We start from the raw sequence: 20,267 nt of genomic DNA, 5'->3' as shown, positions 1-20,267 counted from the left end.
CATGAAAAAGCTAGTATATACATTCCTCGTTTTGGCACTCATGTCCACTTCCTGCTCAAAGTACCTGGATCAGGTACCTGATGATAGGCTTACTATTGATGAAACTTTCAGGACCTGGGCAACCGCAGAGCGTTTTCTGGCGGACGTGTATCGTCGCGTCCCGGACGAATACGGTCAGCGTGATGCAGGTTCTGAAAGCAACCGCGGGGTATGGACCGGCGGCTGTGATGAAGCTGAATTTTTATGGAGCTTTGTAAGGTCCAATGATATCAATATTGGTAACTGGGATGCGAATTCCGGTTTTGTAGGTGACTACTGGCGTAATTTTTACCGTGGTATCCGTGGCGCCAGTGTGTTCATGGAGAATGCAGATAAGATCACAGACCTTTCACCCGATCTGATCAAAAGATATAAAGCAGAAGCGAGAGCGTTGAGAGCGATGTATTATTTCTACCTGATCCGTATTTATGGACCAGTAGTGATACTGGGGGATCAGGTGCCTTCTGTCGATATGAATATCCAGTTACCACGTAATTCTTTTGATGAGTGTGTTGCTTTTATTACCAGTGAACTGGAAAAAGCCGCGACAGACCTGCCAACTATACAGGGTAGAACAGAAGACTATGGCCGTATTACCAAAGGTGTGGCGATGGCTTTCCGTGCAAATGCATTGATGTATGCGGCGAGTCCATTATACAACGGTAATACCGATCTGGCGGATATGGTTAATAAAGATGGTAAACACCTGATCAGTCAGACCTATGATGCCAATAAGTGGAAGGTAGCTGCGGATGCTTATCAGAGTTTCCTGAGCACCTTTGTTCCAGGCACTTATGAACTGTACAGGGAAAATGATGCCAGCGGAAATTATAGCCCATATCTGTCTTGTCGTAATGTAATCCTGAAGGACTGGAACAAGGAAGTGATCCTGGCACGACCAGGTAGCTCTATTGGTCCGAGACAATATGAACTGACGCCTTATCATGCCGGCTCCGCTTCGCGTGATGTAAAAGGAAGTGGTGGCCTGGGTGCTACGCAGAACATGGTGGATGCCTTTTTTATGAAGAATGGCAGAAATATTGATGATCCACAATCAGGTTATGTAAAGACCGGCTATTCCCAGTTCCAGACCCCTTATGATACACATCCGATTGAGGTGTATAATCAATGGGTAGACAGGGAGCCGCGTTTTTATGTAAATATAACTTTTGATGGCAGTACCTGGCTCAATACCTCTTTTGGGGAGATCACAACACGTTTGTACAACACGGGAAACTCCGGTAAACAGACAGGTGGAGGAGACTATTCTCCAACCGGTTATATTGTACGTAAGGCGATGGGTACTGGTAAATGGGATGTAGACAATCGTTCTGTTATCCTTTTACGTCTGGCGGAAATATATCTGAGTTATGCAGAGTGTCTTAATGAAGCAGAGCCAGGTAGCGCAGAAGCACTAAGATACCTTAACCTGATCCGTGAGAGAGCAGGCATACCACAATACGGTTCTGAATCACTGCCAGCGCCTGCAGGACAGGATGCATTGCGTGAAGCGATCCGTAAAGAGCGCAAGATAGAGATGGCATTCGAGAACAATCGTTTCTTCGATGTACGTCGTTGGAAGATCGGGGAGCAAACACAGAACGGACCGATGTACGGACTGAATATCGCCAGCGATTTACCGGATTTCCTGAAGGTAGTGGTGTTTGAAACCCGTGTGTTTAACAAGCGTCATTATTTCTTCCCGATTCCTACCGATGATGTTAACAATGATAAACAGTTAGTACAGAATCCAGGCTGGTAATTACAAAGTTTTCTATCATGCTAACATATACGACTATTATGAAGCGTCTCACCTGTCTGCTGACGGCTACGGTTTTGCTGATAAGCATTTCCTGTAGCAAGAGCAACCCACGGGGGCCGGTTAATGAAGAGCCACCTGTGCTGCCGCCTGTATCTTTTACATCGAAAGATGCTACGGCTGCATTTAACACGTTCAATCAGTACTTCTATAGTACGACGGACAAACTGTATTATTCCAATACAGAAAAAAAAGATATCGGCGCCATCTGGACACAGGCGGTGTACTGGGATCTGATCATGGATACTTACAAGCGTACGGGAGATGCGGCACATCGCAGGATGATCGATGATCTGTACCAGGGAGGTTACAACCGTTATGACAAGTATAACTGGCGTAACAAAGTGGTATGGTTTATTTATGATGATATGATGTGGTGGATCATTTCACTGGCACACGCACATCAGATTACCGGTAACCAGGAGTATCTGACCCGTTCTATAGAAGGATTCCAGTATGTATACCAGGAGTCTTATGACAAGGAACATGGTGGTATGTGGTGGGATTTCAATCATACAGGTAAGAATTCCTGTATTAATTTCCCGACAGTTATTGCTGCGATGACTTTGTATAATATTACGAAGGAGACTGCATATCTTGACAAGGCGAAAGACCTGTATAGCTGGTCGCTGGCGAATCTGACTGACAGTACAACCGGCCGCGCCGCTGATAACAATATCAGGGGTAACAAAGGCTGGTCTGATTATACCTATAACCAGGGTACTTTCATCGGCGCTGCGGTGATGCTGTATAAGGCGACCGGTCAGCAATCTTATCTCGATAATGCGAAGAAAGGAGCTGACTATACGCAGCAGAAAATGTCTGACGCTGATGGCATTCTGCCGGCAGAGGGAGACTGGAATGAACAGGGCGTATTAAAGGCGATCCTGGCACATTATCTGCTGACATTGGTGAAAGACGCCAATCAGCCGCAATATCTGCCATGGATCAGAAAGAATATTAATATGGCATGGGGTAACAGGGATGCTGCGAGGGGGATCATGCACAGGAACTATAAGATACCTTGTCCGACAGGGATCGTACAGTCCTACGAAGCCAGCAGCGCTGTTGAGTTCATGCAGGTTTGTCCACCAGAGAAGTAATCCATATCCTATATGTCTCTATTCCAGGGTGCATCACACGTCCGCTCCACGGCGTTGGTGCACCCCTTTTTAAATTAGGAATTAAGAATTAAGAATTGATCGATTCATGTCTTCTTATTAAGTTAAAGGTTGTATTATTTAATGGAGGGTATATTATTTAATAGAAGAGAATTTTACCAGATAGAGGGTCTAAACCAACGTGCGGCTAACCAATTCTTAATTCTTAATTTTTAATTCTTAATTAATTTATTGTCGTTGTCCGGGAATGGCTAATCCTCCATCTGCTAGTATACTTTCACCAGTGATAAAAGAAGAAGCGGGACTGCTTAACCAGAGGACCAGTTCACCGATTTCAGCTGATGCAGCGAAACGACCGATAGGAGCCTGTTTCTTCACCGGTTCTTTTTTAGCTTCATCACCGGCAGGGAAGAAACGATCAAACATAGGCGTCTGGATATAACCCGGACGGACGTTATTCACCCGGATATTAGCGGAGGCTGTTTCTACAGCTAATACGCGTGTCAATGCATCTAGGGCAGCCTTACTGGCAGAATAAGCCCCTGAGCCAGGAAATGCGCCTACAGAGAGCCAGGAAGAGGTGTTTACAATGACGCCTCCGGAGCCTTGTTTTCTGAATTGTTCGATTTCATGTTTACAGGAGAGCCATATCCCTTTCAGATTGATGTCGATAATGGCGTCGAAATCTTCTTCACTCATGTCATCAATAGGAGCGAAATTACCTTCAATACCAGCGTTGTTGAAAGCAATATCAAGACTGCCGTGGATGCGGACGGTTTCACTGATCAGTCGTTTTACATCTGCTGCTTTGGAAACATCTGCCTGGATAAAGGTAATATCAGGACTGATTTGTCTGAGGGTAGCCAGGGCTGTTTCGCCTTGTTCCTGTCTGCGTCCTGCGATGACTACTTTAGCCCCGTTTTCAAGGTATAGTTTTGCTGTTGCGAATCCGATGCCTGTTGCTCCGCCGCTCACCAGTGCGACTTTTCCTTTTAAGATGTCTTGTGCCATAGTATTTGTTTTTATGGCGTAAAGGTCGGCGTCGTAATTCCCCCAAAATTATGCGGATCAAACGAATGACTATGAAATAGCAACAATGTCATTTTCTTTCCTGAAATGGAGCGGTGTCTGTGAGGTATGTTTTTTAAAGAAGATGTTAAAGTTAGAGGCATGTTCAAATCCGAGGGTATATCCTATTTCGGCGATATCCCAGCGGTTAGCGTGTAAGAGGGCTTTTGCTTCCTGTATAAGACGTGCTGCGATCAGGTCGGTGGTAGTTTTGCCTGTACTTTCTTTCAGCGCCCTGTTGAGGGTGTTGGTATGTATGTTGAGTTGTGCGGCAAATTCTTTGGCTGTTTTCAGTGGGATTGTCTCGTGGGGTGCTTCGATGGGAAACTGCTGTTCAAGTAATTGGAGGAAGAGCGTTGTGATCCTTTCGGAAGCGTTTACCGGTGGGTAATAAGTATCCGGCGGATCCATCTTGATGGCTTCGTGCATGATCAGCTGCAGATAGCTTCTTAGAAGATCGTATTTATTGGCATAGTCTGATTGCATTTCGGTGATCATGTTTTCGAAGAAACCGCTCAGGCGTTTCATACTTTCTTCATTGGGGAAGAAGATGTGATTGCCGCCGGCTTTAAACAGGGGGGATTGAGAGAGTGCTTCCTGTTTCAGGTTAGCGGTCACGAAGTCTTCTGTAAAGAGGCAAAAATAACCTGTCTGGTCTTCGTTTGCCGGTTCCCATGCATAAGGTATCATGGGATTGGTGAACATGATTGTACTGTTCTTTGAATGGATGGTTTTATCGGCGAGGGAGATGGTACCTTCTCCTTTTACCATCAATGATATTTTGTAGAAGTTCCAGCGGCTGACCGGTAAGGCCACGGTATCACAGCCGAATTCTTCTCTGCGATAGATATGAAACTGACCAGAAAGAGGATATGCCTGTTGATGACGGGTATAGAACTCTGTTATGTTGTCTTTTGCTTTCATGAAACGCTTTTTATTCGCTGATACGCATGATCAGTTTATGGCCACGGGTTTCATTGTTTTCCAGCATGGTATGTGCTTTCCTGACGGTGTCTACGCTGAAGTCGCCGAGTACGTTGACAGGTGAAGGTGTGATAATACCTTTTTCTACCAATGATCTTACCCGTTCGAGCAGTTCGCCGTAATAGGAGAAGTTGCCTTTCAGACTATAAGCATAATTGGAAATGTTCATGACTACTGCGCCGATATTAAAGAGGTTTTCCCTGGCTTCTTCGGTGGCGAAGTTGGTCACATCCACATAGGTGCCGTTGAGTCTTACGAGATTGCTGCACAATTCAGACATTTTACGGCCGACGAGGTCGATGCTATAGTCGAACAGCTGGTTGTTATTAGCCTGTATGATCGCCGGGATGACGTTATCTGCTTTATAATCGGTGATTTGTCTGGCGGAAAGTCCGGCGTTGAGCAATTGTTGTCTGCTATCTTCATTACCGGCGGTAGTGACTATCTTACTGATGCCCTGTGAAAGGAGGAGTTTGATCAGTACCAGTCCGACGCCACCTGCGCCACCGCTGATGAACACGGATTCTTCCGTAGATATCTTCAGCCGGTTACAGCACTGTAAGGCGGTCAGTGCGCTGATCGGCATGGCGGCTGCCTGGTCGAAGCTGATATTGGCGGGTTTCTTAGCGAGGATCTGTTGCGGTACTCCGATATATTCTGCATAGGTACCATTGGTACCCATACTGCCAGAAGCGCAGAAAACATCGTCGCCGATGTCAAAGTTTCTGACAGATCTTCCTTTGGCGGTAATGACGCCGGAGAATTCCCTGCCTAATATGGGCGAGTGTATACGTTTGCTTTCGTTAGCGCCGGACCGCATCTGGTAGTCGATGGGATTGAAGGCGGTGGACGAGATTTTTATGAGGACTTCATTGTCGTTGATATGCGGGAGATCGGTATCTGCCAACGCGAAATTATCGACGCTGCCGAGCTGTTTCAGGACTATTGCTTTCATGTGATGTCTTACTGAAACAAATGTAGGCAATTTAGGGGCCAATTATGATCGTCCGCCAGCAATGCACACTGTTGCCTGTAATTTCAGGAATTGGGCCGGAGAAAGGCCTAAAAAGTGGTTAAAATCGTGAATCAGGTGACTCTGATCATAGTATCCGCCTTCATGAACCAGTTCAAACCAGTCAATATTACCGGTTACTGCCTGTTCCTGCAATCGTGTCAGGGTCTTTTGGAAACGCTGGTAGCGGTTCATTTCCTTGGCGCTGTAGCCAAGGTACTTTTTGTGCTTTAACTGGATATTCCTTTCGCTTTGGCCCTGTTTGTCCGCGATGTCTTTTATAGGGTTGACAGCACCGTCGGCTTCACTGGCCGTAATGATGTCTCCGGCGCCTTTATCTCTTTCGCGCAGATAATCGGCGGAGAAATCAAGAATAGCGTCTACACGTTCCTGCATGGTGGCAAATGCTTTAAGGGTATCCCAGAAGGCCGCGAAACAGTGTTCTCCCAGGATTTCATCCGGGTGAAGGAGGAAGTCTGTATAGGATTGTAGGTGTTTGCCGAAAAAGCGGTAAAAAGCGTCGCGTTTGAAATTGGCGACGAGCATTTCGCCATTGGCAGGGATGGTGTATTGATGGGCGAGTTTAATAGGACCAATGACCATGCTTTTATCGATGGTGATCGGAATGTTTTCTTCGATGAAGAACAGGCCGGGGGCGGAGAAGTTGAAGATGAGTATGGTCTGGAAGGTAGGGGAAAGGATTTTTGTGACGGGGGAGGAGGTGTGGTTGTGGATGAAGTAGAAAGGGTCGAATATGTCCTGCCATTCGGGAGGAACGGGAAGATGGCCGGTGATGTATGCGTTGGATGGTTGCATATGGTGAAGGTAAGGTATCTTCCCGTTTGGCACAAATTGTATCATTTATGGCATTTGTGCCATCCCGAAACAATGTTACCTTTATCCTGTTCAAGCAATTATATGTCTCCGAAACATAAAAAACTGATCGTCATTGTACCTATGCCTGGTACTTATATGCTGGACATTGCAGGACCGCTGGACGTCTTCGCAGCTGCCGACAGAATGCTCTGCGAAACCGCGGGGAAAGACGATGTCGGATACGAAATCGTCACAGCGTCTCCACTCAGTACAAAGAAGATCACCACAAAGAGTGGCGTAGAGATTACCTGTCCGACGAAAGTGGATGAATTAGACCGTCCGATAGACACACTGATTGTAGCCGGTTTTTCTATCAGGAACCAGGAGACAGGCAAACGTTTCTGTCAGTGGTTAAAGAATGCCTATCCCGGAATGCGCCGGATTGGATCTGTATGCGTGGGAACTTATGCGCTGGCAGAGGCAGGTATACTGCACGGTAAACAGGCGACTACGCACTGGGAATTCAGCCAGGACTTCCAGCGCCGTTATCCGGATATCAAGGTGGATACAAACCCTTTCTATACGAGAGACGGGAATGTGTATACTTCCGGCGGGGTAGCGTCAGGTATTGATCTGGCGCTGGCATTGGTGGAGGAAGACTATGGAAGGGATGTGGCCCTTGCGGCAGCACGCAAGCTGGTATTGTTCCTGAAACGCACGGGGTATCAATCACAGTTCAGTACCCTGTTGCAGGTGCATTCCATGGAGAACTCCATTGCCGGTAAACTTCAACCCTGGATGATGCAGCATTTACAGGATGACCTGAGCGTCGAAGAACTGGCAGTACATAGCAATATGAGTCTGCGCAACTTCAACCGGATCTTCCAGAAGGAGACGGGAATGACGCCAGGGAAATTCGTAGAAAAACTGCGGATTGAAATGGCGAGGAAATACCTGGAGGACAGTGACCTGAGTATGGAGCAGATTGCGGAAAAATGCGGACTGGGAGGAATCGTATCTATGCGGCGCACCTTTATGCGGCATATGATGGTATCGCCCAGCGATTACCGCAGAACATTCAGAACATCATTACAAACCGTTCATTGATCACCTAAAAATATATTACGATGAAAGTAGCTATTAATGGATTCGGACGTATCGGCAGAATGACACTCAGAGCGTTACAGGACAAAAAAGGAGTGGAGGTAGTGGCTATTAATGACCTTACTGAGATCGGGTTGCTCGCGCACCTGCTGAAATATGATACTTCACATGGTAAGTTTCCCGGTACTGTTACACATGATGATAAACACCTTGTTGTAAACGGGAAAAAGATCCTTTTACTGAATGAAAGATCACCTGAGAAACTGCCCTGGGGCGAACTGGGTATAGACGTTGTGATTGAGTCTACCGGTCGTTTTACACAGAAAGAGCTTGCACAGCAGCATATTACTGCAGGAGCAGGCAGGGTATTGATCACTGCGCCGGCAACAGGTAATGTGAAGACGATTGTCGCAGGTGTGAATGATGACCTGATCACGGATGAAGATGAGATCCTGTCTACTGCATCCTGTACGACGAACTGTATCGCGCCGGTATTATACCTGCTGGATAAAGAGTATGGTATTGCTTCCGGTTATATGAGTACCGTACATGCATTTACCATGGACCAGATGTTACAGGATGGACCGCATAAAGATTACAGAAGAGCACGCGCAGCGACGCAGTCAATTATACCAACAACTACTGGTGCTGCAAAGGCGATCGGAGATGTATTGCCTGCACTGAAAGGTAAGATGGATGGATTCTCTTATCGTGTACCGGTGATTGACGGTTCTATTGCAGATATGTCACTGAACCTGGTAAAACCTGCATCCGCTGCAGAGATCAACGCGCTGTTCAAACAACATGCAGACACGAATCTGAAAGGTGTACTGGAATATACAGAAGAACCGCTGGTATCAGCTGACATTCTGGGAAATACCCATTCTTCTATCGTAGATGCGAGTCTGACACGTACGATCGGCAACCTGGTGAAGGTAGTGGCCTGGTATGATAACGAAGTGGGCATCTCCAACAGGATTGCAGAACTGACTGTACAGATGGCACAACGGCTGACGGCTGCGCAGGCATAATATCAGGAAGACGCCTGTACGATCAGGCTTGTATTCAGAATTTTTCTTTCAAATTCCTTCACAGGCTTTTTACTTTCTATCAGTTGCAATAGCAGGTTCGTAGCAATCTGTCCCATTTCAAAGGCTGGCTGCCGTACAACAGTCAGCGGTGGATGCAGCAATTCTATCAGATCAGAGTTAGAGAATCCCACCAGGGCAATGTCCTGTGGGATGCGTATACCTTTACTCTTCAATACCCGCATACAATTGGTGGTCAGCTTATCTGACGCCGTGAATATAGCATCAGGTCGTGGGCGCAGTTTCAGCAACTGACTCACGGCCTGTTCTACTTCCTGCAGGTGCAGACCGGCATAACGGCTGTATTTGATCAGGGCTTTACCTGGTTTTACTTTTGTCTGGGCCAGCGCTTCACGATAACCGGCAATACGTTCCCTGCTGATAGACAAACTTTCCGGTCCGGCGATAACCGCAATGTGTTTGTACCCCTTATTGATCAGGTGCAGGGTCGCATCATAAGCCCCCCTGAAATTGTCTACCATCACTTTATGCGTCTGGATCTCTTCCACGATACGGTCAAAAAAGACGATCGGGAACCCTCTTTCATGTAAGGCTTTCAGGTGGTCCAGGTTCTCTGTACCACTGGATACGGAGATCAGTAGTCCGTCGATGGAACGGGAGGCCAGGTATTGCAGGGTCATCACTTCCTTGTCGAAAGACTCATGCGTCTGGGAAATCATTACATTATATCCCTTATCCTTAGCGACAGACTCAATACCATTGATGGCCTGGGAGAAAAAGCTGTTGGCAATTTCTGCAACGATCACCCCGATAGAGCGGCTTCGTTTTTCCTTGAGACTGAGCGCAATAGGATTAGGATGGTAATTGATCCTTGTGGCATATTCCAGTACCAGCTGTTTGGTAGCAATACTGATCTCGTGACTGTCCCGTAATGCACGGGACACGGTAGAGGTAGATAACCCCAGCGCAATGGCTATATCTTTTATAGTGGCTGCTTCAAATTTCATAACGTAGTGAGTAAATATACTTATAATTTATTTTATACTATATTAGTGTCATTCTTACACGTATGAAAAACGCTTTGCAGATGAAGGAAAAGCTGCTGTTTATTTTGGCCGGTTTGTGCCTCCCAACGCTGTTTTATGGTCAGCAGCGCTCCCTTTCCTGGGTAGCTGATCTCGGAAATGGATCCTATAAAAATCCTGTATTAAATGCCGATTATTCTGATCCGGATGTTTGTCGGGCGGGTAATGAGTTTTATATGACGGCTTCCAGTTTTAATGCAGCCCCGGGATTGCCCATTTTGCAGTCGAAAGACCTGGTTAACTGGCAACTGGTGGGACATGCACTGTTACGGCAGCCTCCTTTTGCGCATTTCAGCAAGGTACAACATGGCAATGGTGTATGGGCGCCTTCCATTCGTTATCATAAAGGAGAATTTTATATCTATTACCCTGATCCTGATTTCGGTATATACATGATCAGGGCGAAAAATGCAGCAGGTCCCTGGTCTGATCCTGTAATGGTAAAAGCTGGTAAAGGACTGATAGATCCTTGTCCGCTGTGGGATGATGACGGCAAAGCCTATCTCATACATGCCTGGGCGGGTAGCCGCGCCGGTATCAAGAGTATCCTGACACTCAATCGTATGAATGAAACGGGTACGGCTGTCACAGATGAAGGTGTACTGGTTTTCGACGGACATGGTGCACACCCCACCCTGGAAGGTCCCAAATTGTATAAACGCAATGGTTACTATTACATTTTTGCACCAGCCGGAGGTGTGAGTACGGGTTGGCAACTGGTATTGCGCTCCCGGAACATTTATGGTCCATATGAAGAGAAAATAGTGATGGATCAGGGAAGGAGTGTTGTGAATGGTCCGCATCAGGGAGCCTGGGTAGATATGCCTTCCGGTAGTAGCTGGTTCCTGCATTTTCAGGATAAAGGCGCTTATGGTCGTGTGGTGCATTTGCAAACTATGCAATGGGTGAAAGACTGGCCGGTGATAGGTATGGATGCAGATGGTGATGGGAAAGGAGAGCCGGTCATGACTTACCGTAAACCACTGGCGGGTATGCCCGTGATGACACCGCCTGAGTCAGACGAATTCAACAGTGCGACATTGGGATTGCAATGGCAATGGCAGGCTAACCCGGTATCTACCTGGATGATGATGTATCCGGCGAAAGGCGTATTGCGATTGTTTTCTGCGAAAATGCCTGATTCTTCGCGTAACTACTGGCAGGCGCCGAACCTGTTGTTACAGAAATTTCCGGCAGATAGCTTTACTGTGACTGCTAAATGCACATTTACACCGAATCCTGCGCTGGAAGGAGAGCGGACCGGCTTGATTATTATGGGTGTTGATTATGCGGGTATCTCATTGATGAAGAAAGATAATCAACTGCAACTCTTATATGCGTCCTGTCTGAAAGCGGATAAAGGTGCGGCAGAAGAACAGGAAGTCCTGAAGACTATTGATGGTAATACCTGTTGGTTTCGGGTGAAAGTAGATAAAGGAGCGGTGTGTCAGTTTAGCTATAGTACCGACGGTACGAAGTTTGTTGATGCGGGGAAACCGTTTACAGCGCAGCCTGGAAGATGGGTAGGAGCCAAGGTAGGGATCTTTTGTATGCGTAATACACAGATCAATGACAGCGGGTTTGCGGACTATGATTGGTTCAGGGTAGATTAAGTACTGATATTTATAGCGGGAAGCATAGCAATAACAGCTGCTCCCTGCTATAAATTACTATAATGCTGCAAAGATTTTAGCAAGTGCACGTCCTTCCCAGCCTCCGATAACACCGGGCCCCACAGGCTCTCCGCTGTACAGGATTATGTTGTCAAATTCTCCGCCCCGCACATGCGCTCTTCTTACTACTTTGCCGGCATGGGGTTTATGAATATGCACAGTGAATGGGTCGATACAACGGTCAATGCCGTTGAGAGAGGCAGGCAGTGTATATGCGAAAACTCCCAGGGCAGAAGGGCCATGGCCCCATGTTCCTTCATTATGTAAATCTGTGCAAACTGGTTGTACACTGGTAATCACATCCTCAAAATACCGTTCTTTTTTCCGCCTGTTAAGCAAAGCCTGCTCGTCATCCAGTTTCTTAGTGGCCGCTATTACTGCCGCAAGCAGATCTGCTACCGGTAAATCGGCAGTAGACCTGGTTTGTTCTGCCAGTCTTGAGATTCTGGTTGCCGTATTTGTTGCCAGGTTATCGTTCAATGCTTTCCAGCTTCTGTGTGTTGCCGCCACTGGTCCCCACATCGTACCTGCCGGAGGTCTTGCCGGTTCTACAGCAGATCCTCCTGCAATATCTGCATCCAGCCTGGTGATTTCACCAGGTAACGCCGCGAGTCTGGTTTTGATATGTGCTGCGGATTGCATTGGCTGGGTAAAAGTGCGCTGGGCCATGTATTCATCTTTCTTCTCGTCCACTTCCACTACAAATGCATCTAATGCAGTGCGTTTCTGTGTAATCAACGTTTGCCGGGCTACAATACTGGCAGCGGATGCCCAATCCGGTAAGACCGGCATTGCCAGATTCTTTAATGCATCCAGGTCGGTTTGAATCACCGGAATCTCTCTTCTTTGTACGGGCGCTGCGTGATTGATATGTACCATCCGCAAGGCTCCTGCCTGTGGAGCAGGTTTTGCCTGTAACACATTGCTTTCCGCCATGGTGGATTTTTGTTGCAGTTGTGCTGTCAACTTCGGACTGTTACTGATGGCATCCGTCTGCCTTCGCTGCAGGAGCTGCTGAGGACTGGTATCTGCCATCTGCTGTTGCTGTTTTAATTGCTGCACCTGTGAACTGTTATCAGCAATATTCTGCCACTTCCTTTGCAGGGTGTCTTCGGGGCGATCGCTCACGAGCTGGCTTACAGCCGTATTGTTAGTGGTCCGGGATGTATGGCCGGCAATAGATTTGCTTTTCTGCGCTATTGCGGTGTCAGCATGTGTGTTCATGGTAGCTGATTTAGGTACAGGGATTGAACGGTAATATTAGCCTTGTTGCAGGGATTTGTCTCTTAGATGGATCTAAAGATATAGTTTTATTTATAATTTATCAATTGTTCTGTTTCACCCGTCTTCCTGGTAGCTTTTGACTAGTCTGTTTTCTCCGTCTGGCAGCTTGCTGCTGATCGCTTTTCCGCAAACGTTTGCGTAAATAAATACTTCCATTCCTTTCCGTATTAATGAATATCGGCGTAGAATTGTTTCGGGGAGACCCAAAGGATGAACTGAAGAGGAACAGTGCCACAATATATTGCCACTGTAGCAATATCGCTATTTCCATTGCGGACTAACAAATTACCCAATTTTAGAAGACAGATACAACACGTTACGTTATGAAAAAACTACTCATCATCTGCTGGTTTTTGCTAGTAAGTGTCAGTGTGACATTTGCGCAACGCCAGACAATCAAAGGGCGGGTATCCGACGCAGCAACCGGAGAACCGCTGGTTATGGTCAATGTGCAACTTAAAGGATCCACAACAGGCACACAGACCGACGCCACAGGCACATTTTCCCTTACCGTTCCAGATGCCCAGACTGGTGTACTGTTAATCAGTTACCTCGGCTATCAGGCTTTGACACAAAACATTCATGGTAACAGCAACATTGTAGTGAAACTGGAAAAAGATAATAAGCAATTGGATGAAGTCGTGGTAGTCGGTTATGGTGAAGTAAAGAAACGTGACCTGACAGGCGCCGTTACATCTGTGAAAGGTGAAGAACTCAGAAAAGTACCTTCCACCAACGTAATGGAATCCGTACAGGGTAAACTGCCAGGTGTCGATATCACCAAAAGCAATGGCGCCGCTGGTGCAAAGATCAATGTTACCGTACGTGGTAACAGGTCTATCCGTGCGGATAATGGTCCGCTGTACATCGTAGACGGTGTGCAATACGAAAATATACAGGATATTAACCCCAACGATATTCAGTCGATGGAAGTACTGAAAGATGCTTCCTCCACCGCCGTATACGGATCCCGCGGTGCAAACGGTGTTATTATCATCACCACCAAAAAAGGCGCTTCGGGTAAACCACGTGTTTTTGTGAATACTTATGCAGGTATCTCACAGGTAGCCGGCTATCCTGCCATGTCTACCGGTCCGCAGTATGTTGCACAGAAACGTGAAGCGAACCGTACCACCGGCCGCTGGAAAAGTGAAGCGGATGACCCGCTGATCTTCAATGCTGCCGAAGTAGCATCTATTCAGAACAACCTCTGGACCGACTATGCAGACATGCTGATCCATGATGGTTTACAGCAGGATTACCAGGTGGGTGTTTCCGGTGGCTCTGAGAAAACGAAAGTCTATCTCTCGCTGGATTATTTCGACGAAAAAGGCATCTTCAAACTGGATCACCTGAAACGTTATTCTGCCCGATTAAATATCGATCAGACGATCAACGATTACCTGAAAGCAGGTATGCAGAGCCAGGTGACTTACTACAACCAGGACAATCGTCGTGATCCGCTGAACCAGGCCAATAAGATTGTACCGCTGAATCTTCCCTATGATGAAAACGGCAACCTGATCCTGTTCCCGAATATGGGCTCAATGATCAATCCGCTGGCGGACGAACAACCCAATGCCTATCAGAACAATGGTCGTGTAACCCGCACCTTTGTCAATGCCTATGTAGAACTGACACCTTTAAAGGGGCTGTCCTTCCGTTCCAACCTGGGTGTTACTTTGGATAATGCCCGCACAGGGATCTTCGCTTCCAAAAACACGATCGAACGTTCTACGGCATCGGCTTCCAGATCACAGTATAACAGCGGCAATAAACGGTATATCAGCTGGGAAAACGTACTGAACTATACCCAGAAACTGGGAGACCATACTTTCGGTCTGACGGGTGTAGCCAGTTTACTCTCTGATCAGCGGGATTCCAGTTTTTTACAGGGTGAAGGCCAGTTGCTGCCCGCTCAGTTATATTACGCAATGCAGAACAATGTAAGCGGTATCGCAATCCGTTCCAGCTACATGGCGAATAAACTGATCTCGTTTACCGGTCGTATCAACTACAACTATAAAGGAAAATACCTGTTGTCACTCACAGGTCGCTCGGATGGTAGTTCCAAACTCGCGCCAGGAAATAAATGGGCTTTCTTCCCTTCTGTAGCAGGTGCATGGCGTGTCTCCGACGAACCCTTCATGAAATCACAGCGTGTGTTCAGCGATCTGAAAATACGCGCCAGCTATGGTCTTGCGGGTAATGATGCGGTACCGCCCTATGCAACCGCCAGTTACCTGACCAAGATCCCATTCTCTTATGACGATACTAATTCCGCACTGGCATATGGTATCGGTAGTCAGATCGGTAACAGGAACCTGAAATGGGAGCTGTCTGCCACTACAGACATCGGCCTGGATATGAGTTTCTTTGATGGCAGAATCGGTGCTACGATCGATCTGTATGATACGAAGACCAAAGATCTGTTACTGCAAAGAACACTGCCATCTTCCTCCGGTGTAAGTACTGTGATACAGAACATTGGTAAGACCAGGAACAGGGGAATAGAAATCGGTATCAATACCGTCAATGTCAGAGGCAGAAACTTCAGCTGGAATTCCAATATCGTATTCTCCAGAAACAAAGAAGAGATTGTGGCCTTGGCGGATGCAAATACCAATGATGTGGCGAACGGATGGTTTATCGGCTACCCGGTGCGCGTGTTTTACGACTATGAAAAGACAGGTATCTGGCAGACCAAAGAAGCAGATGCCGCCAGTGCCTTTGGTTATAAACCCGGCGATATCAAAGTGCGCGATCAGGATGGAAATGGTGTGCTGAATTCACAGGATCGTGTGATACTCGGAAGACAGGTACCTACCTGGAGTGGTGGTCTGAATAACGATATCCGCTTTATGAATTTTGACCTGAACGTTTATGTGTTCGCCCGTATTGGTCAATGGATCAATTCAGAATATGCAGCGAAATATGATCCGCAGGGCCTTGAGAATAGTGCACCGCTGGATTACTGGACGCCTGAGCACGAGACAAACGCTTATCCGCGTCCGAATGCCAGTGTTTCCAAAGATGGTACACCTTTCATCAGAACACTGGGTTACAAAGACGGTTCTTTCGTGAAGATCCGTAACATTTCCCTGGGTTATACATTGCCGGGTTCAGCTTTGAAGAACCTGCACCTGACCAATCTGCGTGTCTATGTAACGGGTAAGAACCTGTTTACCTTCAGTAAAGTGAAGGACTATGATCCGGAGAGAGGAGGAGACCTGAGTAATCCGCTGACGAAAATGTATGTAGCCGGTCTGAACGTAGAATTCTGATTTCATTCAAATTAACCTTACAAGCCATGAAACGCTATATAAATCTTTTTATACTATTGATTGCAGGGGCTGGTCTGCTGGCTGCCTGTAATAAACAACTGGAAGAATACAATCCTTCCGGACTTACCGTAGATCAGGTATTCAGTACACCGGAGGGTTTTGAAACACTGGTGAGTGCCGCCTATTCCTATAACCGCTGGTGGTATGGGAAAGAAGAAGGTTACAGTATCTCAGAAATGGGTACAGATCTCTGGACCAGCGGTACCGGCGATAAATATCCTGACCTGACACAGTATATCAATCTGCAGGCGAGCAATGGTGTGATGAGTGTGTTGTGGAGACAGTTGTACTCCGCAATCAATCTTTGCAATACCGGTATCGGCAGAATCGGTAATGCCGGGTTTACGGATGAAAAACGAGCTATGCGTGATGCAGAACTACATTTCCTGCGTGCATTCTATTACTGGCATATCGTAGAAATGTGGGGTGGCGTACACTTTACTGTTACTGAAACGGCGGGAGTAGAAACAACGGCTAACCGTACGCCGGTAGACACGTTCTATGCACAGATCTTTCGCGACCTGGACATTGCGGTTCAGCACCTGCCGGTCAGTACCAGCGATTATGGCCGTGCTACCAGACCGGTAGCGCAGGCTTTCCTGGCGCGTATGTACCTGACCCGTGGCATGAATGACCGTGCAGCGGCACTGGCTGATTCCGTAATCACGAAATATGGTTTCTCCCTGGTACCGAAGTATGCAGACCTGTGGAAGATGGACAACCTGCAAAACAAAGAGATCGTATGGGCCGTTAACTATATGAAAAATCTGGTATTTGACGATAGGATCGACGCTACCTTATATCCGAACGGCCACTCCCGTGGTGCGAATAACGGTCACCTGATGTTTGGTATGAAATATGACGATTTACCGGGTATGCAGCGCGACATCCTGAATGGCCGTCCTTTCAACAGATATATGCCTACGCTGTACCTGCTGGACCTGTTCAATGAGAAGGCGGATGCCCGTTATGATGCGACCTTTAAAAGCGTGTGGCTGTGCAATAATACCAAGACGGCTCCGGCAGGTATGAAACTGGGCGATACAGCGGTTATCTGTACCAAATATGTCGTTTCCAATGCAGACACCGCTGGTAAGAAATACCGGGTATATGACAGGAATATCTGTTATTATGCCAACGAGGGTGGTAAAGACCGTACGCGTTATGTTTCCTTACAGAAATTTGATGACCCGAGCCGCGCTTCCATGAATGAAGAACAGAGTGCGAAAGATGCTTATATTATCAGACTGGCCGAAATGTACCTGATCGCCGCGGAAGCACAGATCAAACTGGCTAATCCCGGGAAGGCGGCAGAATACATCAACGTGTTGCGTATGCGTGCAGCTATTCCGGGACATGAGGCAGATATGCAGGTATCTGCCGCAGATATGACCCTGGAATTTATCCTGGATGAAAGAGCCCGCGAACTGGCAGGAGAACAGCTCCGCTGGTTCGACCTGAAACGTACCGGTAAACTGTCTGCACATATTATTGCGCATAATCCGGATGCCGCAAAGAACTTCCGGGAATTCCACAATGTACGTCCGATCCCGCAGGACCAGATAGACGCTGTGACCAACAAAGCTGAATTTACACAGAATCCAAACTATCAGTAATACCATTAAACCGAAAGCTCATGAAGTTGTATCTATTGGCGCTGCTTTTTCCTTTGATCAGTTGGATACCGACAGACGATCCGCCGCGCGTGTTTATGATCGGAGATTCCACCATGGCCGATAAACCCCTCGCTGACAATCCCGAAAGAGGATGGGGACAGTTGTTCCCCTTGTTCCTGCAGAAAGGCGTGACGGTAAAAAACTATGCCGTGAATGGTCGCAGTACCAAAAGTTTCATCAATGAGCATCGCTGGGATAGCGTTTTAGTGCAATTAAAGGCCGGAGACTGGGTTATTATCCAATTCGGGCATAATGACTCAAAAAAGGATGATTCGACCCGTTTTGCGGCTCCCAGGGGCGCTTATAAGGATAACCTGATCCGTTTTGTGAAAGAAGCCCGGGCCAAAGAAGCTAATCCTATCCTGGTTACGCCGGTAATGCGCAGGAAGTTTGATGAAAAAGGCGCTTTTGTTGACCAGCATGGCGAATACCCCGGGGTAGTACGCGAGATTGCCGCCAGTCTGAAAGTACCGCTGATCGATCTGCATAAAAGCAGTGAAGCCTTACTGGTACAGCAGGGCGTACAAGGTTCCGAAAAGCTGTTTAAAACCACTCCCGCAGGGCACTATACAACCCTGCCTAATGGCGTAACGGATAATACCCATTTCAATACTTATGGCGCTACCCTGGTTGCCGGACTGGTAGCCAGAGAGATCAGGGATAAACATATCGGGCTGGAGAAATATCTGCAGGAGACCGGATTCGAAGGCAAATACCGTTTTGACCTGCCCGAAATCTATGAGCCGCATTTCAGAAGAGATACACTCAGTATCGTCGCATTGGGGGCGAAAGCAGACGGTGTGACGCTGAACAGTAAAATCATCAATGCTGCCATTACCAAAGCTAGTGAGAACGGCGGAGGTGTGGTGATGATACCGGCGGGATTGTGGCTGACCGGTCCTATCGTCATGAAAAGTAATGTAAACCTGTACCTCGCACCTAATGCCCTGTTACAGTTTACAACTGATTTTGACCAGTATCCGCTTGTAGAGACGACATATGAAGGGTTAAAAGCCATGCGCTGTCAGGCGCCGATATCTGCTGTAAACGCAGAAAATATCGCTATTACGGGTAAAGGGATCATAGATGGTGGCGGCGATGCCTGGCGCATTGTCAAGAAAGATAAACTGACAGAATCGCAATGGAAGAAATTGCTGGCTTCGGGGGGGATAGAAGGAGAAGACAAAAAGACCTGGTACCCTTCGGCAAAGTCCCAGAAAGGATCGCATACCAAACTCGCCGGTGTGATTGAATCAGGTAAAACGGCTGCGGATTACAACGATATCAAGGACTTTCTCCGTCCTAATATGCTCAGCATCACATCCTGTAAATATGTATTACTGGAAGGGGTGACTTTCCAGAATTCACCGGCCTGGTGTCTGCATCCGCTGCTGACCGAACATATTACTTTAAGAGACGTATACGCTAAAAATCCTTGGTATGCCCAGAATGGCGATGGTATTGACCTGGAATCCTGTCGTTATGCACGTATTGAAGGTTGCACCTTTGATGTGGGTGATGATGGCATCTGTATCAAGTCCGGTCGTGATGAACAGGGTCGTAAGCGTGGTGTAGCTACAGAAGACGTGATCGTCAATAACTGTACGGTATATCACGCACATGGCGGTTTCGTTGTGGGCAGTGAAATGTCCGGCGGTGCGAGAAACCTGTTTGTTTCCAATTGTTCTTTCCTCGGTACCGATATCGGTCTGCGTTTTAAAACAACCCGTGGCCGTGGTGGTATAGTAGAAAAGATCTACGTCAATAACATCAACATGAAGGATATACCGGCGGAAGCGATCCTCCTTGACATGTATTACATGGCGAAAGATCCTGTGCCATTATCCGGAGAGAAACGCGAAGCGGTAAAAGTTGAACTCTTTCCTGTAACAGATGCTACTCCACAGTTCAAAGACTTCCATATCAGCAATGTGGTATGTCACGGTGCGGAGAAAGCCATTTTTATACGCGGATTACCGGAGATGCCAATCAGCGATATCCATCTGAAAGATATCACCATCAAGGCAAAGAAAGCGGGTGACTGTATCGTTGGCAGCAATATCAGTATGAGTAATGTGACACTGATCACGGAAGACAATGGCAAACTTAATGTACAGGATAGTAAACAGGTTAGTATGAAATGAAATTAGGAATTAACAATTAGGAATTAGGAATGGGTTAGCCTTCATATTG

The 20,267-nt window shown here is 47.1% G+C and carries 14 protein-coding genes; 8 read left to right on the top strand and 6 right to left on the bottom strand.

Annotation, left to right across the window (positions count from 1 at the left end; genetic code table 11):
* Position 1: 1 nt before the first annotated feature.
* Positions 2–1,801: a RagB/SusD family nutrient uptake outer membrane protein gene (locus CPIN_RS27315; protein ID WP_012793116.1), complete on the top strand. Its 1,800-nt coding sequence runs from the start codon at positions 2–4 to the stop codon at positions 1,799–1,801.
* A gap of 38 nt (positions 1,802–1,839) precedes the next feature.
* On the top strand, positions 1,840–2,961 hold the full coding sequence (locus CPIN_RS27310; RefSeq protein WP_187294698.1) for a glycoside hydrolase family 76 protein: 1,122 nt from the start codon (positions 1,840–1,842) through the stop codon (positions 2,959–2,961).
* Between the two features lie 246 nt (positions 2,962–3,207).
* Here the strand turns inward: CPIN_RS27310 and CPIN_RS27305 are convergent, their stop codons facing one another.
* From CPIN_RS27305 to CPIN_RS27290, 4 genes are all read right to left on the bottom strand, one after another.
* Positions 3,208–3,990: an SDR family NAD(P)-dependent oxidoreductase gene (locus CPIN_RS27305; protein ID WP_012793114.1), complete on the bottom strand. Its 783-nt coding sequence runs from the start codon at positions 3,988–3,990 to the stop codon at positions 3,208–3,210.
* A 69-nt stretch (positions 3,991–4,059) separates the two neighbouring features.
* Positions 4,060–4,971, bottom strand: coding sequence for an AraC family transcriptional regulator (locus CPIN_RS27300; RefSeq protein WP_012793113.1), 912 nt, complete (start codon positions 4,969–4,971; stop codon positions 4,060–4,062).
* A gap of 10 nt (positions 4,972–4,981) precedes the next feature.
* Positions 4,982–5,986 (bottom strand): NADP-dependent oxidoreductase, encoded by a 1,005-nt coding sequence (locus CPIN_RS27295; protein ID WP_012793112.1) that lies wholly within the window; start codon positions 5,984–5,986, stop codon positions 4,982–4,984.
* Positions 5,987–6,028: 42 nt separating this feature from the next.
* Positions 6,029–6,859 (bottom strand): helix-turn-helix domain-containing protein, encoded by an 831-nt coding sequence (locus CPIN_RS27290; RefSeq protein ID WP_044219839.1) that lies wholly within the window; start codon positions 6,857–6,859, stop codon positions 6,029–6,031.
* A 102-nt stretch (positions 6,860–6,961) separates the two neighbouring features.
* Here CPIN_RS27290 and CPIN_RS27285 point away from each other — a divergent pair, with 102 nt between their 5' ends.
* Positions 6,962–7,966 carry a GlxA family transcriptional regulator gene (locus CPIN_RS27285; protein ID WP_012793110.1) on the top strand — a complete coding sequence of 335 codons (1,005 nt, stop codon included), beginning with the start codon at positions 6,962–6,964 and terminating at the stop codon, positions 7,964–7,966.
* A 20-nt stretch (positions 7,967–7,986) separates the two neighbouring features.
* Complete coding sequence (gap, locus tag CPIN_RS27280; protein ID WP_012793109.1) at positions 7,987–8,994, top strand: type I glyceraldehyde-3-phosphate dehydrogenase; 1,008 nt, start codon at positions 7,987–7,989, stop codon at positions 8,992–8,994.
* Between the two features lie 2 nt (positions 8,995–8,996).
* Here gap and CPIN_RS27275 read toward each other — a convergent pair whose 3' ends face one another.
* Positions 8,997–10,019: a LacI family DNA-binding transcriptional regulator gene (locus CPIN_RS27275; protein WP_012793108.1), complete on the bottom strand. Its 1,023-nt coding sequence runs from the start codon at positions 10,017–10,019 to the stop codon at positions 8,997–8,999.
* A 62-nt stretch (positions 10,020–10,081) separates the two neighbouring features.
* Here CPIN_RS27275 and CPIN_RS27270 point away from each other — a divergent pair, with 62 nt between their 5' ends.
* A complete protein-coding gene (locus CPIN_RS27270) occupies positions 10,082–11,710 on the top strand; it encodes a glycoside hydrolase family 43 protein (protein ID WP_245552037.1) in 1,629 nt (542 codons plus the stop codon).
* Positions 11,711–11,767: 57 nt separating this feature from the next.
* Here CPIN_RS27270 and CPIN_RS27265 read toward each other — a convergent pair whose 3' ends face one another.
* On the bottom strand, positions 11,768–12,994 hold the full coding sequence (locus CPIN_RS27265; RefSeq protein WP_012793106.1) for a hypothetical protein: 1,227 nt from the start codon (positions 12,992–12,994) through the stop codon (positions 11,768–11,770).
* A gap of 383 nt (positions 12,995–13,377) precedes the next feature.
* Here CPIN_RS27265 and CPIN_RS27260 point away from each other — a divergent pair, with 383 nt between their 5' ends.
* The 3 genes from CPIN_RS27260 to CPIN_RS27250 are packed head-to-tail and all read left to right on the top strand — an operon-like array spanning position 13,378 to position 20,218.
* On the top strand, positions 13,378–16,338 hold the full coding sequence (locus CPIN_RS27260; protein ID WP_012793104.1) for a SusC/RagA family TonB-linked outer membrane protein: 2,961 nt from the start codon (positions 13,378–13,380) through the stop codon (positions 16,336–16,338).
* Between the two features lie 26 nt (positions 16,339–16,364).
* Positions 16,365–18,014, top strand: a complete 1,650-nt coding sequence (locus tag CPIN_RS27255; RefSeq protein ID WP_012793103.1) for a RagB/SusD family nutrient uptake outer membrane protein — start codon at positions 16,365–16,367, stop codon at positions 18,012–18,014.
* 20 nt (positions 18,015–18,034) lie between these two features.
* Positions 18,035–20,218 carry a glycosyl hydrolase family 28 protein gene (locus tag CPIN_RS27250; RefSeq protein ID WP_012793102.1) on the top strand — a complete coding sequence of 728 codons (2,184 nt, stop codon included), beginning with the start codon at positions 18,035–18,037 and terminating at the stop codon, positions 20,216–20,218.
* The last annotated feature ends 49 nt before the right edge of the window (positions 20,219–20,267 follow it).

The organism is Chitinophaga pinensis DSM 2588 (assembly GCF_000024005.1).
Classification (GTDB): Bacteria; Bacteroidota; Bacteroidia; order Chitinophagales; family Chitinophagaceae; genus Chitinophaga; species Chitinophaga pinensis.
This window is presented reverse-complemented; position numbering and strand designations above follow the sequence as displayed.

What these genes read in the sequence shown, in the direction of transcription:
- CPIN_RS27315 (WP_012793116.1), top strand. Translation starts at nt 2, where the DNA reads ATGAAAAAGCTAGTATATACATTCCTCGTTTTGGCACTCATGTCCACT.
- CPIN_RS27310 (WP_187294698.1), top strand. Translation starts at nt 1,840, where the DNA reads ATGAAGCGTCTCACCTGTCTGCTGACGGCTACGGTTTTGCTGATAAGC.
- CPIN_RS27305 (WP_012793114.1), bottom strand. Translation starts at nt 3,990, where the DNA reads ATGGCACAAGACATCTTAAAAGGAAAAGTCGCACTGGTGAGCGGCGGA.
- CPIN_RS27300 (WP_012793113.1), bottom strand. Translation starts at nt 4,971, where the DNA reads ATGAAAGCAAAAGACAACATAACAGAGTTCTATACCCGTCATCAACAG.
- CPIN_RS27295 (WP_012793112.1), bottom strand. Translation starts at nt 5,986, where the DNA reads ATGAAAGCAATAGTCCTGAAACAGCTCGGCAGCGTCGATAATTTCGCG.
- CPIN_RS27290 (WP_044219839.1), bottom strand. Translation starts at nt 6,859, where the DNA reads ATGCAACCATCCAACGCATACATCACCGGCCATCTTCCCGTTCCTCCC.
- CPIN_RS27285 (WP_012793110.1), top strand. Translation starts at nt 6,962, where the DNA reads ATGTCTCCGAAACATAAAAAACTGATCGTCATTGTACCTATGCCTGGT.
- gap (WP_012793109.1), top strand. Translation starts at nt 7,987, where the DNA reads ATGAAAGTAGCTATTAATGGATTCGGACGTATCGGCAGAATGACACTC.
- CPIN_RS27275 (WP_012793108.1), bottom strand. Translation starts at nt 10,019, where the DNA reads ATGAAATTTGAAGCAGCCACTATAAAAGATATAGCCATTGCGCTGGGG.
- CPIN_RS27270 (WP_245552037.1), top strand. Translation starts at nt 10,082, where the DNA reads ATGAAAAACGCTTTGCAGATGAAGGAAAAGCTGCTGTTTATTTTGGCC.
- CPIN_RS27265 (WP_012793106.1), bottom strand. Translation starts at nt 12,994, where the DNA reads ATGAACACACATGCTGACACCGCAATAGCGCAGAAAAGCAAATCTATT.
- CPIN_RS27260 (WP_012793104.1), top strand. Translation starts at nt 13,378, where the DNA reads ATGAAAAAACTACTCATCATCTGCTGGTTTTTGCTAGTAAGTGTCAGT.
- CPIN_RS27255 (WP_012793103.1), top strand. Translation starts at nt 16,365, where the DNA reads ATGAAACGCTATATAAATCTTTTTATACTATTGATTGCAGGGGCTGGT.
- CPIN_RS27250 (WP_012793102.1), top strand. Translation starts at nt 18,035, where the DNA reads ATGAAGTTGTATCTATTGGCGCTGCTTTTTCCTTTGATCAGTTGGATA.